Origin of the sequence: Xinfangfangia pollutisoli, assembly GCF_020179405.1 — a bacterium.
In the GTDB taxonomy this organism is placed as follows: Bacteria; Pseudomonadota; Alphaproteobacteria; order Rhodobacterales; family Rhodobacteraceae; genus Pseudogemmobacter; species Pseudogemmobacter pollutisoli.
On sequence record NZ_JAICBZ010000018.1, the window covers coordinates 40,118 to 52,382 of the forward strand.

At 68.0% G+C, this 12,265-nt stretch carries 15 protein-coding genes; 5 read left to right on the forward strand and 10 right to left on the reverse strand.

What is annotated here, in order from left to right:
* Nucleotides 1-2: 2 nt before the first annotated feature.
* From K1Y73_RS08095 to phnG, 4 genes are read right to left on the reverse strand one after another with little or no spacing between them, the layout of a single operon-like run.
* Nucleotides 3-611 (reverse strand): HAD family hydrolase, encoded by a 609-nt coding sequence (locus K1Y73_RS08095; RefSeq protein ID WP_225027753.1) that lies wholly within the window; start codon nt 609-611, stop codon nt 3-5.
* Entirely contained in the window at nt 608-1,693 is a 1,086-nt protein-coding gene (locus K1Y73_RS08100) for a carbon-phosphorus lyase complex subunit PhnI (RefSeq protein ID WP_225027754.1), read from the reverse strand. Before K1Y73_RS08100 ends, K1Y73_RS08095 begins: the two co-directional genes overlap by 4 nt.
* Complete coding sequence (phnH, locus tag K1Y73_RS08105) at nt 1,693-2,262, reverse strand: phosphonate C-P lyase system protein PhnH (RefSeq protein WP_225027756.1); 570 nt, start codon at nt 2,260-2,262, stop codon at nt 1,693-1,695. The genes K1Y73_RS08100 and phnH overlap by 1 nt, the downstream gene beginning before the upstream one ends.
* Complete coding sequence (gene phnG, locus K1Y73_RS08110; protein WP_225027758.1) at nt 2,259-2,714, reverse strand: phosphonate C-P lyase system protein PhnG; 456 nt, start codon at nt 2,712-2,714, stop codon at nt 2,259-2,261. The genes phnH and phnG overlap by 4 nt, the downstream gene beginning before the upstream one ends.
* Nucleotides 2,715-2,810: 96 nt before the next feature.
* On the opposite strand from phnG, the gene phnF reads away from it, so the two are divergent.
* Both phnF and K1Y73_RS08120 read left to right on the forward strand, forming a co-directional pair.
* Nucleotides 2,811-3,521, forward strand: a complete 711-nt coding sequence (phnF, locus tag K1Y73_RS08115; protein ID WP_225027759.1) for a phosphonate metabolism transcriptional regulator PhnF — start codon at nt 2,811-2,813, stop codon at nt 3,519-3,521.
* Between the two features lie 65 nt (nt 3,522-3,586).
* The gene (locus K1Y73_RS08120) at nt 3,587-4,771 is read left to right on the forward strand and encodes an alpha-D-ribose 1-methylphosphonate 5-triphosphate diphosphatase (protein WP_225027761.1); all 1,185 of its coding nucleotides are present in this window, start codon (nt 3,587-3,589) and stop codon (nt 4,769-4,771) included.
* A gap of 7 nt (nt 4,772-4,778) precedes the next feature.
* On the opposite strand, the gene K1Y73_RS08125 is transcribed toward K1Y73_RS08120, so the two are convergent.
* From K1Y73_RS08125 to phnC, 5 genes are all read right to left on the reverse strand, one after another.
* Complete coding sequence (locus tag K1Y73_RS08125; protein ID WP_225027763.1) at nt 4,779-5,396, reverse strand: LbetaH domain-containing protein; 618 nt, start codon at nt 5,394-5,396, stop codon at nt 4,779-4,781.
* A gap of 47 nt (nt 5,397-5,443) precedes the next feature.
* Complete coding sequence (phnE, locus tag K1Y73_RS08130) at nt 5,444-6,793, reverse strand: phosphonate ABC transporter, permease protein PhnE (protein WP_225027764.1); 1,350 nt, start codon at nt 6,791-6,793, stop codon at nt 5,444-5,446.
* A complete protein-coding gene (phnE, locus tag K1Y73_RS08135; RefSeq protein ID WP_225027766.1) occupies nt 6,790-7,674 on the reverse strand; it encodes a phosphonate ABC transporter, permease protein PhnE in 885 nt (294 codons plus the stop codon). Before phnE (K1Y73_RS08135) ends, phnE (K1Y73_RS08130) begins: the two co-directional genes overlap by 4 nt.
* 100 nt (nt 7,675-7,774) lie before the next feature.
* Nucleotides 7,775-8,671: a phosphonate ABC transporter substrate-binding protein gene (gene phnD / locus K1Y73_RS08140; protein ID WP_225027768.1), complete on the reverse strand. Its 897-nt coding sequence runs from the start codon at nt 8,669-8,671 to the stop codon at nt 7,775-7,777.
* 63 nt (nt 8,672-8,734) lie between these two features.
* Nucleotides 8,735-9,556, reverse strand: coding sequence for a phosphonate ABC transporter ATP-binding protein (gene phnC, locus K1Y73_RS08145; protein ID WP_404819070.1), 822 nt, complete (start codon nt 9,554-9,556; stop codon nt 8,735-8,737).
* Nucleotides 9,557-9,750: 194 nt separating this feature from the next.
* Here phnC and K1Y73_RS08150 point away from each other — a divergent pair, with 194 nt between their 5' ends.
* Both K1Y73_RS08150 and K1Y73_RS08155 read left to right on the forward strand, forming a co-directional pair.
* Nucleotides 9,751-10,662 carry a CHAD domain-containing protein gene (locus tag K1Y73_RS08150; RefSeq protein WP_225027769.1) on the forward strand — a complete coding sequence of 304 codons (912 nt, stop codon included), beginning with the start codon at nt 9,751-9,753 and terminating at the stop codon, nt 10,660-10,662.
* 98 nt (nt 10,663-10,760) lie between these two features.
* Nucleotides 10,761-10,940 carry a CTP synthetase gene (locus K1Y73_RS08155; protein WP_225027771.1) on the forward strand — a complete coding sequence of 60 codons (180 nt, stop codon included), beginning with the start codon at nt 10,761-10,763 and terminating at the stop codon, nt 10,938-10,940.
* 18 nt (nt 10,941-10,958) lie between these two features.
* Here the strand turns inward: K1Y73_RS08155 and K1Y73_RS08160 are convergent, their stop codons facing one another.
* The gene (locus K1Y73_RS08160; RefSeq protein ID WP_225027773.1) at nt 10,959-11,732 is read right to left on the reverse strand and encodes an alpha/beta fold hydrolase; all 774 of its coding nucleotides are present in this window, start codon (nt 11,730-11,732) and stop codon (nt 10,959-10,961) included.
* A 103-nt stretch (nt 11,733-11,835) separates the two neighbouring features.
* On the opposite strand from K1Y73_RS08160, the gene K1Y73_RS08165 reads away from it, so the two are divergent.
* Nucleotides 11,836-12,207 (forward strand): hypothetical protein, encoded by a 372-nt coding sequence (locus tag K1Y73_RS08165; protein WP_225027775.1) that lies wholly within the window; start codon nt 11,836-11,838, stop codon nt 12,205-12,207.
* Nucleotides 12,208-12,265 lie beyond the last annotated feature (58 nt).

Genomic DNA, 12,265 nt, shown 5'->3' on the forward strand with positions numbered 1-12,265 from the left:
GATCACAGCAGCCCCCTGTCCTGTAGCGCGCCTTCCAGCGCGGCGGAATCGGTGAAAAGCACGGCCTCCATGCCGAAATCCCGCGCGCCGGCCACGTTCCTGGCGCTGTCGTCGATGAACAGGCAGGCCTGCGGGTCCAGCTCGGCCCGGTCGCAGAGACGCGCGAAAATCGCCGGATCGGGCTTGATGCAGCCCTCGTGCCCCGAGACGACCGTGACCCCGAAACTGGCGCCAAGCCGCGGATGGGCGGCCAGCCCGGCCGGCCAGGTTTCGGCCGACCAATTGGTGATCGCATGGATCTGCAGACCGCGCGCCTTCAGCCGCGGGATCAGCGCCCATGTGGCCTCGATCGGCTCGGTGATGCTGCGCGGGTAGTTCGGCAGATAGGTCGAAAACACCGCGCGGTCGGCTGGATCGGCGATCTCTTGCGCCAGGTCGGCGAAGGGCACGCCCGCATCGCCGCGCAGGTTCAGCGCCGGGAAATGGATGCGGTCCAGAAAAGCGTCAACCTTGGCGCGGTCGCCCAAGGCGGGCAGGAAGGCCTGCACGGGATCCCACCGGATCAGGACATTGCCGATGTCGAAGACCACGGCCTTGAGAGCGGGCGTCATTCTGCGGCCTCCTGCCGGGCTGCCTGCGCTTCGGCGCGCAAATGTCGGATAAGTTCAAGCTCTGACTGGAAATCCACGTAATGCGGCAGTTTGATATGCTCGAGAAATCCAGTCGCCTGGATGTTATCGCAATGGGCCAGAACGAATTCCTCATCCTGCGCCGGGGCGCCGCTGTTGTCTTCGCCCAGTTCCTTCCAGCGCAGCGCCCGATCGACCAGCGCCATGGCGATGGATTTGCGCTCGGTCTGCCCGAAGCTGAGCCCATAGCCGCGGGTGAATTGCGGCGGCTCGGTCTTCGACCCCTTGAACTGGTTCACCGTCTCGCATTCGGTGACCTCGATCTCGCCGATCTCGACGGCGAAACCCAGTTCGGGGACCTGCATCTCGACCGCGACCGTGCCGATCCGCAACTCGCCCACAAAGGCATGCGTGCGGCCATAACCGCGTTGGGTGGAATAGGCGAGCGACAGAACGAAGCCTTCATCGCCGCGCGCCAGCGCCTGCAGCCGCAGGGGGCGGCTGGCCGGAAGGCTCAGCGGTTCGCGCGTCAGGTCGGCGGGCGTGTCCTCGGCAGGCGGGGCGGTTTCGATCAGCCCGTCGCGGTTCAGGAACTTGGTGATATGCGGAACCGGATCCGGGCTTGCCGGCGCCACTGGCGCGGCCGGCGCCTCGCCATTGGCGGCCAGGGTGAAATCCAAGAGGCGGTGGGTATAGTCGAAGGTCGGGCCCAGGATCTGCCCGCCCGGCGCATCCTTGAACGTGGCCGAGACCCGGCGGGTGATCGACATCTTTCCAGTGTCAATCGGCTGCGAGGCGCCATGGCGGGGCAGGGTGGTGCGATAGGCGCGGATCAGGAAGATTGCCTCGATCAGATCGCCGCGCGCCTGCTTGATCGCCAGCGCCGCCAGATCCGGATCGTAAAGCGAACCCTCGGCCATCACCCGGTTGACGGCCAGGCGCAACTGCTCGCGGATCTGCGGCACGGTCAGTTCGGCGATGTCTGGGGCGCCCCGGCGCTCTTCGGCCAGGAAGGCATGGGCATTGTCGATGGCGCGCTCGCCACCCTTGACGGCGACATACATCAGACAAGCTCCACACGGGTTGAGCGCGGCAGGCCGGCGACCTGGTTTCCGCAGGTGAAGAAGATATCATAACCCAATGGAAACAGATCGTTATTTTCCGCAAAGCTAGGGCTTTCGGGCAGGCTGAGCCGTGCCGTGTCGCGGATCCCGGGGCCGGTCAGCCGCGATCCTTCGGGCGCGAGCCGCGGCAGTTCGGCGATCAGCGTGGCGGCGCGGTCGGGGTATTCGGCAGTGCCGATCGCAAAGCGCGACAGCGGCTGCAGCGCATCCCAGTTGCCAAAGGCGAAGGCCGCCGCCTCGGGCCCCACCAGCGGCGCGCCGGTCTGGAAGGCCAGCCAGTCGCGCACCGCCGGAAGATCATGCGAGGGCGCCAGGAAGACGGGCGTCGTGCTGTCCAGCAGAACCAGCGCCAAAGTCCCGGCCGCAGGGGAAAGCGGGGCGGGGGGCGCTAATCTTTCCAGCGTCAATATCGTTCCGGGCCGCGACAGGACGCTCAGCGCCGTGCGGAAGGCGCGGGCGCTGTCTTGCGGGGGAGTGACGAAGCCGCCGGTCAGGGATTCGGGCCTCATGCGTCTTCTCCGCGCACCAGGGTGAAGAATTCCACCCGCGTCGCCGCTGCCTTGGCGGCGCGCAACCCCCGCGCCGCGGCTTCCTCGGCCGCCAGCGGATCCAGCACCTGGGCGCGCAGCGCTGCCGCCCGCCCGGTCTGCATCAGCGCATCGACCAGCGCCGCGCGCCGGGCATGGTCACGGTCGCGGCCCTGCACATAGGCATGGCCCACCGTGCCGCAATCGGTCAGGCGCAATGCGCAGCGCGTCACCGTCATCTCGCCCAGATTGAACGGCGCGCCGCTGGCCGAGACCCGGCCCCGCACCATCACCGCGCCGATTTCCGGGGCGCGCAGGTCGGCATGGGCGGGAAGCGGGGCGGGCAGCAGCGCCGCCAGCCGCTCGGGCCGGGCCCGGGCCAAGAGGCCCATCCAGGCGCGGCGGTCTTCGGTCGGGAGTTCCTGCACAGACATCTTTCCCACTTGTCGAGTTATATAGACAACTATACAAATATCCGGCGCGCCGCGCTACCCCTGCTGTGCGATTCCTTGATGAAGATTAGGTGACAGATGGCCCGATCCGCCCTGTGGCGCGAGATTGCCGAGACGCTTGCGGCCGAGATCGCCCGCGGCCAGTTCCCGCTGGGGGGCAAGCTGCCGACCGAAGCCGCGCTTTCGGCACGCTTTGGCGTCAACCGCCATACGGTGCGCCATGCGCTGGCCGATCTGGCCGCGCGCGGGCTGACCCATGCCCGCCGCGGCGCCGGGGTCTTCGTGACCGGCAGCAGCACCGACTACCCGCTGGGCCGCAGGGTGCGCTTTCACCAGGCGGTCGAGGCCTCGGGCAAGGTGCCGTCGCGCCGGCTGACCCGGAACGAGACCCGGCCGGCCGATGCCGAAGAGGCCGCGGCGCTGGGCCTGTCTGCGGGCGATCCGGTGCATGTGGTCGAGGGCGTGTCGATGGCCGATGGCCAGCCGATCGCAGTGTTCCGATCTGTCTTTCCAGCGGAAAGATTTGCCGATCTGCCGGCGGCGCTGGCCCTGCACCAGTCGATCACCGCGGCGCTGGCCGATTGCGGCCTGCCCGATTACACCCGCGCGACGACCCGGCTGACCGCGACGCTGGCGCCCGCGACGCTGGCGCTGCAACTGCAGCTGCCGGCCGGGGCGCCGGTGTTGCAATCGGTGGCGGTCAATGTCGATGGTGCGGGCAATCCAGTGGAATTCGGCACGACCTGGTTTGCGGGCGAAAGGGTGACGCTGACCGTCGCCGGCGGCTGAGCTGTCATATCGGCGTTGCAGCTTGCAGTTATCCACAGCAGACACCCTTCACCTGCGAGCTGAAAATGCCGGATCTTCTGCCTCCGCTGCGCCTGACCGGCGCGGCCGTTCTGATCGACGGCGCCCTTCGGCCCGAGGCGCTGGGTCTTTCCAGTGGAGAGATCACCGCCGGCGGCGATCTGCCCGAGGTCGATCTGTCGGGCTACTGGCTGTTGCCGGGGATCGTCGATCTGCATGGCGACGGGTTCGAACATCAGATCCATCCGCGCCCCCGCGCCGACTTTCCCCTGCGCGCCGCCCTGGCCTCGACCGAGCGCGAGGCGGCGGCGCATGGGGTGACCACGGCCTATCTCGCCCAGGGCTGGAGCTGGGAGGGCGGGATCCGCGCGCCCGATCAGGCTGAAAAGCTGATCGAGGCGGTGCAGGCCTATCGCGCCGAGGCGCTGATCGACCTGCGGGTGCAGATCCGGGCCGAGACCCATCTGGTGGCCGAAGTGCCGCGGCTGATCGCGGCGGTGGAACGGTTCGGCGTGGGCTATGTGGTCTTCAACGACCATTCCGAGGAAGGCGTGCAGACCCGCCGCCGCGACCGCGAAACCTTTGGCATCTGGGCGCGCAAGGCCGGGCTGACCGGCGAAGAGCTGTCGGCGCGGCTGGATGCGGCGCGGGCACGGGCGCGTGAGGTGCCGCGCGCGCTGCATAGCCTGGCCGAGGCTTTCGACAGGCTGGGCGTGCGCTATGGCAGCCATGACGACCCCGATGCCGAGACGCGGGAATTCTACCGCATCCTGGGCGCGCGGATCGCCGAATTCCCGATCCGCCGTCCGGCCGCGGCCGCGGCCAAGGCCAATGGCGATCCGGTGCTGATGGGCGCGCCGAATGTGGTGCGGGGCGGCAGCCAGGCCGCCAATCTGTCGGCCGAGGCGCTGATCCGCGACGGGCTGTGCGATGCGCTGGTCTCGGATTACCACATTCCGGCCTTGCCGATGGCGGTCTGGGCCCTGGTCGATCGCGGCATCCTTCCCTTTGAAAAGGCGTGGAAACTGGTCTCGGCGGCACCGGCGCGCATCATCGGCCTGGCCGATCGCGGCCGGATCGAGATCGGCCGGCGCGCCGATCTGGTGGTGATGAACCCCGCGACCCGCGGGATCGAGGGCGTCATCGCCGGTGGGCGGCTGGCGCATCTGTCCGCCGGGCTGGCGGGGCGCTTTCTGCGGCTGCCGGCGCGGCTGCGGCTGGCGGCGGAATAACGCGGGCTCAGCCCTGGTATTTCTCAAGAAACTCCTCGGCGGGCAGGGCGCGGAAATCGGCCAGGGCCGCGCGCAGCCGGGCGTGATCCCAATCCCACCAGGCCAGGGCCAGCAGGCGCTGGGCCACCGCATCGGGAAAGCGGGCCCGCAAGGGCGTGGCGGGGCAGCCGGCGACGATCATGAAGGGCGCGACATCGCGGGTCACCACCGCGCCCGAGGCGACGATGGCACCGACGCCCACGGTGATCTCGGGCTTGATGATCGCGCCATGGCCGATCCAGCAATCGGCGCCCAGGCGGGTGCGGCGGGCGGCGCGGGTGGCGAAGAAATCCGCGTCATCCTCGACATCGTCCCAGTAACTGGCCGAGCGGTACAGGAAATGGTGCTGGGCGGCATTCCTGTAGGGGTGATCGGTCGGGCCGATCCGGGTCATCGCGGCGATATTGGCGAATTTGCCGACCGTGCTATTGGCGATATCGGCCAGCCGGTCGCAATAGGCATAGTCCTGGAAGGTCGAGTTCAGCACGATGCTGCCCGCCCCCACCTCGCACCAGGCGCCGAAGGTCGAGTTCACCACCCGGGCGCCGGAATGGATCAGGGGCGTGTCGGGGGAAAGCTTGGGCATTGCGGGGTCCTTTTGTGCAAGCTGCGGCGCGTTCCGGCAGTCAGGGCCTAGCCCTTGTCCGTCGCGCCACGGATCAGCCGGCGGCGCAGCCAGCCCGAGAAGGCGTCCATCGCCATGACCATCAGGATGATCAGCACGATGTAATAGGCGACTTCTTCCCAGTCCTTCTGGGTGATGATCGCCTGGGTCAGCAAAAGCCCGATCCCGCCGCCGACGATGGCGCCGATCACCGTCGCGCTGCGGGTGTTCGATTCCAGATAGTACAGGACCTGGCTCAGCAGGATCGGCGTGATCTGCGGAATGACGCCGACCCGCGCCCTTTGCACCGCATTCGCCCCGGTCGAGCGGATGCCCTCGACCTGCTTTTCGTCAATATTCTCAAGCGCCTCCGAGAACATCTTGCCGAACGACCCGGTGTCGGTCAGGAAGATCGCCAGGGCGCCGGTCATTGGGCCCGGGCCGAAGGCGCGCGACAGGATGATGGTCCAGATCAGCCCGTCCACCCCGCGGATGAAGTCGAAGACCCGGCGGAAGGCAAAGCGGATCGCGCCCAGCGGCATGAAGTTCGACGCGGCCAGGAAGGCCAGCGGCAGGGCCAGCATGGCGGCCAGCATCGTGCCCAGGAAGGCCATCAGCACGGTTTCGAACAGCGCCCAGGCCACGTCGCGATGGTGCCACATCTTGTTGGTCCAGATCTCGGACAGCATGTAGCCCAGATTGGTTTGGCCGGCGTCGATCCGTGGCGCGGTGGTGGCCAGCTGCAGCAGCTCAAGCGGGCCCTTGCCATAGAAGGGGCTGTCGAGGGTGAAGAAGAACAGCTCCCACCCGGGCTGGTATTTGAAGGTTTCCACCTTGGAGCGGGAATAGCTGAACCGTCCCGCCGGCGTGGTGACCGAGATCTTGTTGTCCGAGGCGTTGATCCATTTCGGCAGCGGCTGCGGCGCCTCCAGCGCCAGCTTGCCGCCCGCGGGCCGGATCGCGACCGTGCCATAGCCCGGGATCACATAGCGCGCGCCCTGATCGTCATAGGTGACGATGTTTCCATCGCCAAGATCAATGGTCGTGACATCGCCCGCCACCGTCACCCAATCGGGCAGCCGGCCCGGCGGATAGGTGCCCTTCGCCTCGCCCTCGATCGCCACGGTCAGCTTGCCCGATCGGTTGTCGCGGGTGACATGCGTCTTGTAGGACCAGAAATCCGACAGAAGGATGCCGGCATTGTCCCAGCGCGCCCGCGCGGCAAGCCCGGCCAGATCGAAGGCGAGGGCCGCGTAAAGCAGATAGGCCAGCACCGCCACCGGCACGGCAAAGGACAGAAGCCGCCGCCGCGCCATGCCGGTCAGAACGGTCTGGGACAGCGCCGGGGACAAGGTGGGGGACATCGGGGCCGAGGTCATGCGCCTGCTCCTTTCACCAGCCGCGCCCGTGCCGTGTCGGACAGGCGGTCGATGATCACGATGGTCAGAAACAGCAGCAGGAAGATCGCCACGACCTTGTCGTAGCGGCCCTGGCCCCATTGCATCGCCAGTTTCAGATCGTGGCCGATGCCGCCTTCGCCGACAAAGCCCAGGATCGCGCTGGCGCGGACGTTGATTTCAAGCCGCATCAGCGCATAGGACAGCCAGTTCGGCGCCACTTGCGGCAGGATGCCCAGCGCCATGCGCTGCCCCCAGCCGGCGCCGACCGAAGCCAGCCCCTCGACCGGCTTCAGATCGGCGTTTTCGGCCACTTCCGAAAACAGCTTGCCCAAGGCGCCCGAGGTATGCAGCGCAATGGCGATCACCGCCGGCACCGGCCCGCCGCCGAGAATATAGATCAGCACCAGCGCGATGACGATTTCCGGCATGGCGCGGGCGGCATCCATGAAGCGGCGGAAGACCGGGATCAGCCGCGGCCAGGGCGCCAGGCCCCGGGTCGACAAAAGCGCCAGCAGCACGGCGGCCAGCCCGCCCAGCAGGGTTGAGACCGCGGCGATGTTCAACGTTTCCACCAGCGAGGGCAGGAATTGCACGAACAACGCGGGCAGATTGGCACGGTTGCGCCAGGCTTCCGACAGAACCTCGGCCGGGAAGGCGCCCAGCATCGGCAGGCCCGACAGGAAGCCGCCGGCATTGCGGTATTCGGCCAGCCGGAAGCCCGACACCATCATCGCGACGAAGATCACCAGCAGGATCCCGCCATACATCCGTTTGCGGCGCAGCTGATCAAGATAGGCGGTCTGGATCCCGGGCAGGGCCCGGGGGGCGGCAGCAAGGGGGCCGGCGGCGGTCTGGGCCATGCGGTCACGGGTCCTTGGTCAAGCGGGAAAAGCTCCGGCCGGGTGCCGGACATGAAAAGGCCGGGCCCCGATGCGGGGGCCCGGCCGGGTGAAGTGGCGGTTACTGGCCTTCCTGCAGCTTGCGCGCCGCCACGATGCCCAGATAGTCCTCGTGCTTGACCGGCACGAAATCCTTGGCATCGCCGGCGGCGACGGCATAGGCGCAGTCGGGGTTCTTCTCCCACAGATCGGCGGTCAGCGTGGTGACCTTGTCCTTCACGTCTTCCGGCAGCGCCTTGCGCACCACCATCGGGCCTTCGGGGATCAGCTTCGACTGCCAGATCTGCACCAGATCGTTCATGTCGACCAGGCCCGCATCGGCGGCCTTGCGGAAGGCGCCGGAATTGTAGCCGTCTTCCCAGTTGCCCAGGCCATCGGCCCAGCTCACGCCCGCGTCGAAATCGCCATTGGCGACGCCGACGATGGTCTGCTCATGCCCGCCCGACATCTTGACCGCGGAAAAATAGTCTTCCAGCTTGCCGTAGGTCTCGGTCAGCTCGGCGCCCGGCACCAGATAGCCCGAGGTCGAGTTCGGATCGGCAAAGGCGAAGACCTTGCCCTTGGCATCGTCCATCGAGGTGATGCCCGAATCCTTGCGGGCGAAACCGATGGAGTAATAGCCGGTCGAGCCATCGGCATTCTGCTTGGTCAGCTTGACGTCCACCGCGTCCGGGTCGGTCAGGTAGATCTTGGCATAGCCCGAGGCGCCCAGCCAGGCCATGTCCAGCGTGCCGCCCAGCAGGCCCTGGATCACGCCGTCATAGTCGGCCGGGGTGAACAGCTTGACCGGCACGCCCAGCGTCTCTTCGATCGCCTTGCGATAGCATTCGTTCGAGGTCATCCGGTCCTGGGCGTTTTCGCCGCCCAGAATGCCGACGTTGAATTCCTTGATCTCTTGCGCCTGGGTGGCGCCGGCCAGCGCGGTGGTGGCGGCAAGCGCCAGGACGAGGTGTTTCATGGGATGCTCCATGCGGGGGTTAAGGGAAAGCGTCGGCCCCGAAAGCGGGGCGGGGAAAGGTGATCAGGCCATCAGGCTTTCGGCATAGGCGTCATCGGCCCGGTGATCGCTGGGGATGGCGGTCGAGGTCGCGGCCTCGTTGAACGTGTCATCGGCGCCGTAGATCTCGCGCGCGACCTGGGTCGACAGCTGGTCGGGCGTGCCGTCAAACACGATGCGGCCGTCGCGCATGCCGATGACCCGGTCGCAATAGCGCCGCGCCGTGTCCAGCGTGTGCAGATTGGCAATGACCATGCGGCCGTCTTCGACATTGATCCGCTTCAGCGTGTCCATCACGACCTGCGCATTCATCGGATCAAGGCTGGCGATCGGCTCGTCTGCCAGGATGATCTTCGGGTCCTGCATCAGCGCGCGGGCAATCGCCACGCGCTGCTGCTGGCCGCCCGACAGCGCCTCGGCCCGTTTCGGCGCCTGTTCGGCAATGCCCAGCCGGTCCAGAATCTCCAGCGCCTTCAGAATGTCGGCGCGCGGCCACAGGTTGAACAGTGTGGCCAGGGTCGAGCGGCGGTTCAGCGTGCCATGCAGCACGTTCGAGGCCACATCCAGCCGCGGCACCAGGTTGAACTGCTGAAAGATCATCGCGCATTGCGATTGCCATTCCCGCTTGGCGCCGCCCTGCAGCGCCAGAACGTCGCGGCCTTCGAACAGGATCTGCCCCGCCGTGGCATCGGTCAGCCGGTTCATCATCCGCAGGAAGGTGGATTTTCCGGCGCCCGACCGGCCGATGATGCCGACAAAGCCGGCCGTGGCGACCTGAAAGCTGATCGCATCGACGGCGGCCTTCTTGCCGAAGACGCGGCTGACGTTCCTGACCTGCAGCAGCATGCGCCCTCCTGGGGCTGGTGATATCCTGCCGACCGGCTAGAGGCCGCGGGTTACGATCGCGCGGCGAAACGGTGAAAGTTTTGCAACGCCGGGCGCGGCGACTGTCGTGAAACTGTCGCAGATCCGAGACGATAAGCCGGGCCACAGGCGCGGCGTGGCCGCGGCAGATTCGGGATCGGACGAAGGGCAGGCCGGTGGCGGAAGACGAGGATCAGCTCCCCCAGGGGGCAGAGGCGGACCTGATCGCCGCCGTGGCGCAGGCCGAACAGGGCGATCCGGCCTTGCAGCGCAGCGACCTGGCCTTTTCGGCCTTGCTGCACGAGGTCGTGGTCGAGATCGACCGGCAGATGGCGGTGTTTCTGGGATCCGAACAGGACAGCGGCCCGCACAAGACCCGGGTGGCCTTGCGGCGCCTGACCACGGCGCTGGATGCCTTCGCGCCGATCCTGAAGCGCAAGGCGGCGGGCCGGGCCCGGGCCGAGGCGAAGTGGATCTTCCGCCGGCTGGGACGGGTGCGCGATGCCGATGTCTATCTGGCCGGGCGGCGCAAGCGCGGCGCGCCCGCGGCCGAGATCGAGGCGCTGGCGCGCGACACGCTGGCGCTGCGGGCAGAGATGCGCGAGGCGCTGCGGCTGAAGAAGGCGGTGGCCTTCGCGCCGGCGCTGCTGCGCGATCTGTCCGAGGGCTTGCTGCTGAAGACCGGGCAAAGGGGGCTTGCCGCGCGGGCGCGCCCGGTCTCGCGCCTGGCGGCGCGGGCGCTGGATGCGGCCTGGGCCGCGGGGCTGAGCCATGGCAAGGACATTGCCGGTCTCAGCGAAGAGGCGCGGCATGAATTCCGCAAGGACATGAAAACGCTGCGCTATACGGCCGAATTCTTCGAACCGCTCTGGCCGGTGGACCGCTGGGCCGAATTCGAGGCCGCGCTAGAAGATCTGCAGGATGCGCTGGGTCTGTTGAACGACCTGGCGGTGGCGCGGCGCAAGGCCGGCAAGAAGGCCCCCGCCCGCGCGACAGATCGCGGCGACGAGGCGCAGGCGCTGGAGGCGGCCGAGGCGCTGTGGCGCCGGCTGCTGCAGGCCGGGCCATTCTGGACCTCGGGGGGCTGATTTCGCGCATCGGGCATGCCTTTGATCCGGATCAAGGCCGGCTGCCTGAAATCCGGGCAGAAAAAGCACCGACGCGCAGAAAATAGCCAGAGGACGCCATGCATCGCCTGTTCATGATTCTATATTCCATCATCGGCACCTCGCTGGCCGGGGCCTTCGTGGTCGCGGCGCTGGTGCTGAGGATGGATACGCTGCAGCCGATCATCGTTGCCGCGGCGGTGGGCGCGGTTCTGGCGCTGCCGGTGGCCTGGATGGTGGCGCGGCGTCTGGCCGGGTAAGGCGCCTGCGCCGGGGGATCAGGCGGTCAGGAAGACCCGCACGGTTTCCTCGAATTCCCGGGGCTTGTCGGCATGCAGCCAATGGCCGGCCCCGGGCAGTTTCGCAAACCGCGCCTTGGGAAACAGCGCCCGGATCCGGTCGCGGTGTTCCGGCCGGACATAATGGCTTTCGGCGCCGGTCAGAAACAGCGCCGGCCCGTCGAACTGGCCCTCGGTGTCGGGCCAGCCGACGATCTTGTCCATCTCGGATTCCAGCACCGGCAGGTTCAGCCGCCAGCGCGGCCCGCCCTGGGCCTTCAGGTCCAGCGATTGCAGGAAGAAGGCGCGCAGGCCCGGGTCGTCGATCGTCTCGGCCAGCCGCCGGTCGGCCTCGGCCCGGGTGGTCAGGCCGGTCAGGTCCAGCGCCTGCATGTCACGGGCATATTGGCTTTGGTCATGGCGATAGGCGACGGGGGCGATGTCGGCCACCACCAGCCGCCGCAGCAGTGCGCCTTCGGTCAGCGCCAGCTGCATCGCGGCCTTGCCGCCCATCGAATGACCCAAAAGATCGACCGGCCCGCCCAGGCTGCGGATCACCTGGGCCAGATCGGCGGCCATGTCGGGATAGGACTGGCTGGCAAAGCGCGGGCTTTCGCCATGGTTGCGCATGTCGACCGCCACCACCTCGCGGATATCGGCCAGGCGGCGGGCAATGACGTTCCAGTTCCGCGCCGAGCCGTACAGCCCATGGGCGATGACCAGGGGCGGGGCGCCCGAGGGCGTGGCGGCGGGGTGGCGAAGCGTGGCAAGCATGCCGGTTTCCATAGCGAAACGATCTGTCCGGGGCCAGAGTGGTTGAAGCCGCCGCCGTCACGGCGCTATGAAGCCAGGGGAAGCGCGGGCCCGGGGCAGGAAGATGAGTGCGGTGACGATCATCCAGATGGCGGATCGCGTGGCCTCGCTGTTGGAGGACCGGCTGGGCGCGCGCGGCAAGACGCTGCGCGACAAGCTGCGCCGGGCCGGACGGCGCCTGCCGCGGCGGGTGCGGATGGCCGGGCTGGCCCTGGCCGAAGCGGCCGAGATGGCGCAGAACCCCAAACTGCTGGTGCGGGTGGACGAGGCGCAGGTCGCGGCCGATTACGACATCGTGCTGCGGCATCTGGGCGGGGTGAACCCGGCCGCGCGGCGCCGCGGCGCGCTGCTGGATTTCGCGGCCTCGGTGGCCTTCGGGCTGCTGATGCTGGGCGTCGCCCTGGTCTTTCTGCTGGTTTGGCGCGGCCTGGTCTAGGGGTCAGCGCCCGCGCGCCCTGGCCTGGGCGGCAAAGCCGCGGCCCAGCGCGCCCCAG

Coding starts and splice junctions, on each gene's coding strand:
- K1Y73_RS08095 (WP_225027753.1), bottom strand. CDS start 611: ATGACGCCCGCTCTCAAGGCCGTGGTCTTCGACATCGGCAATGTCCTG.
- K1Y73_RS08100 (WP_225027754.1), bottom strand. CDS start 1,693: ATGTATGTCGCCGTCAAGGGTGGCGAGCGCGCCATCGACAATGCCCAT.
- phnH (WP_225027756.1), bottom strand. CDS start 2,262: ATGAGGCCCGAATCCCTGACCGGCGGCTTCGTCACTCCCCCGCAAGAC.
- phnG (WP_225027758.1), bottom strand. CDS start 2,714: ATGTCTGTGCAGGAACTCCCGACCGAAGACCGCCGCGCCTGGATGGGC.
- phnF (WP_225027759.1), top strand. CDS start 2,811: ATGGCCCGATCCGCCCTGTGGCGCGAGATTGCCGAGACGCTTGCGGCC.
- K1Y73_RS08120 (WP_225027761.1), top strand. CDS start 3,587: ATGCCGGATCTTCTGCCTCCGCTGCGCCTGACCGGCGCGGCCGTTCTG.
- K1Y73_RS08125 (WP_225027763.1), bottom strand. CDS start 5,396: ATGCCCAAGCTTTCCCCCGACACGCCCCTGATCCATTCCGGCGCCCGG.
- phnE (WP_225027764.1), bottom strand. CDS start 6,793: ATGACCTCGGCCCCGATGTCCCCCACCTTGTCCCCGGCGCTGTCCCAG.
- phnE (WP_225027766.1), bottom strand. CDS start 7,674: ATGGCCCAGACCGCCGCCGGCCCCCTTGCTGCCGCCCCCCGGGCCCTG.
- phnD (WP_225027768.1), bottom strand. CDS start 8,671: ATGAAACACCTCGTCCTGGCGCTTGCCGCCACCACCGCGCTGGCCGGC.
- phnC (WP_404819070.1), bottom strand. CDS start 9,556: ATGCTGCTGCAGGTCAGGAACGTCAGCCGCGTCTTCGGCAAGAAGGCC.
- K1Y73_RS08155 (WP_225027771.1), top strand. CDS start 10,761: ATGCATCGCCTGTTCATGATTCTATATTCCATCATCGGCACCTCGCTG.
- K1Y73_RS08160 (WP_225027773.1), bottom strand. CDS start 11,732: ATGCTTGCCACGCTTCGCCACCCCGCCGCCACGCCCTCGGGCGCCCCG.
- K1Y73_RS08165 (WP_225027775.1), top strand. CDS start 11,836: ATGAGTGCGGTGACGATCATCCAGATGGCGGATCGCGTGGCCTCGCTG.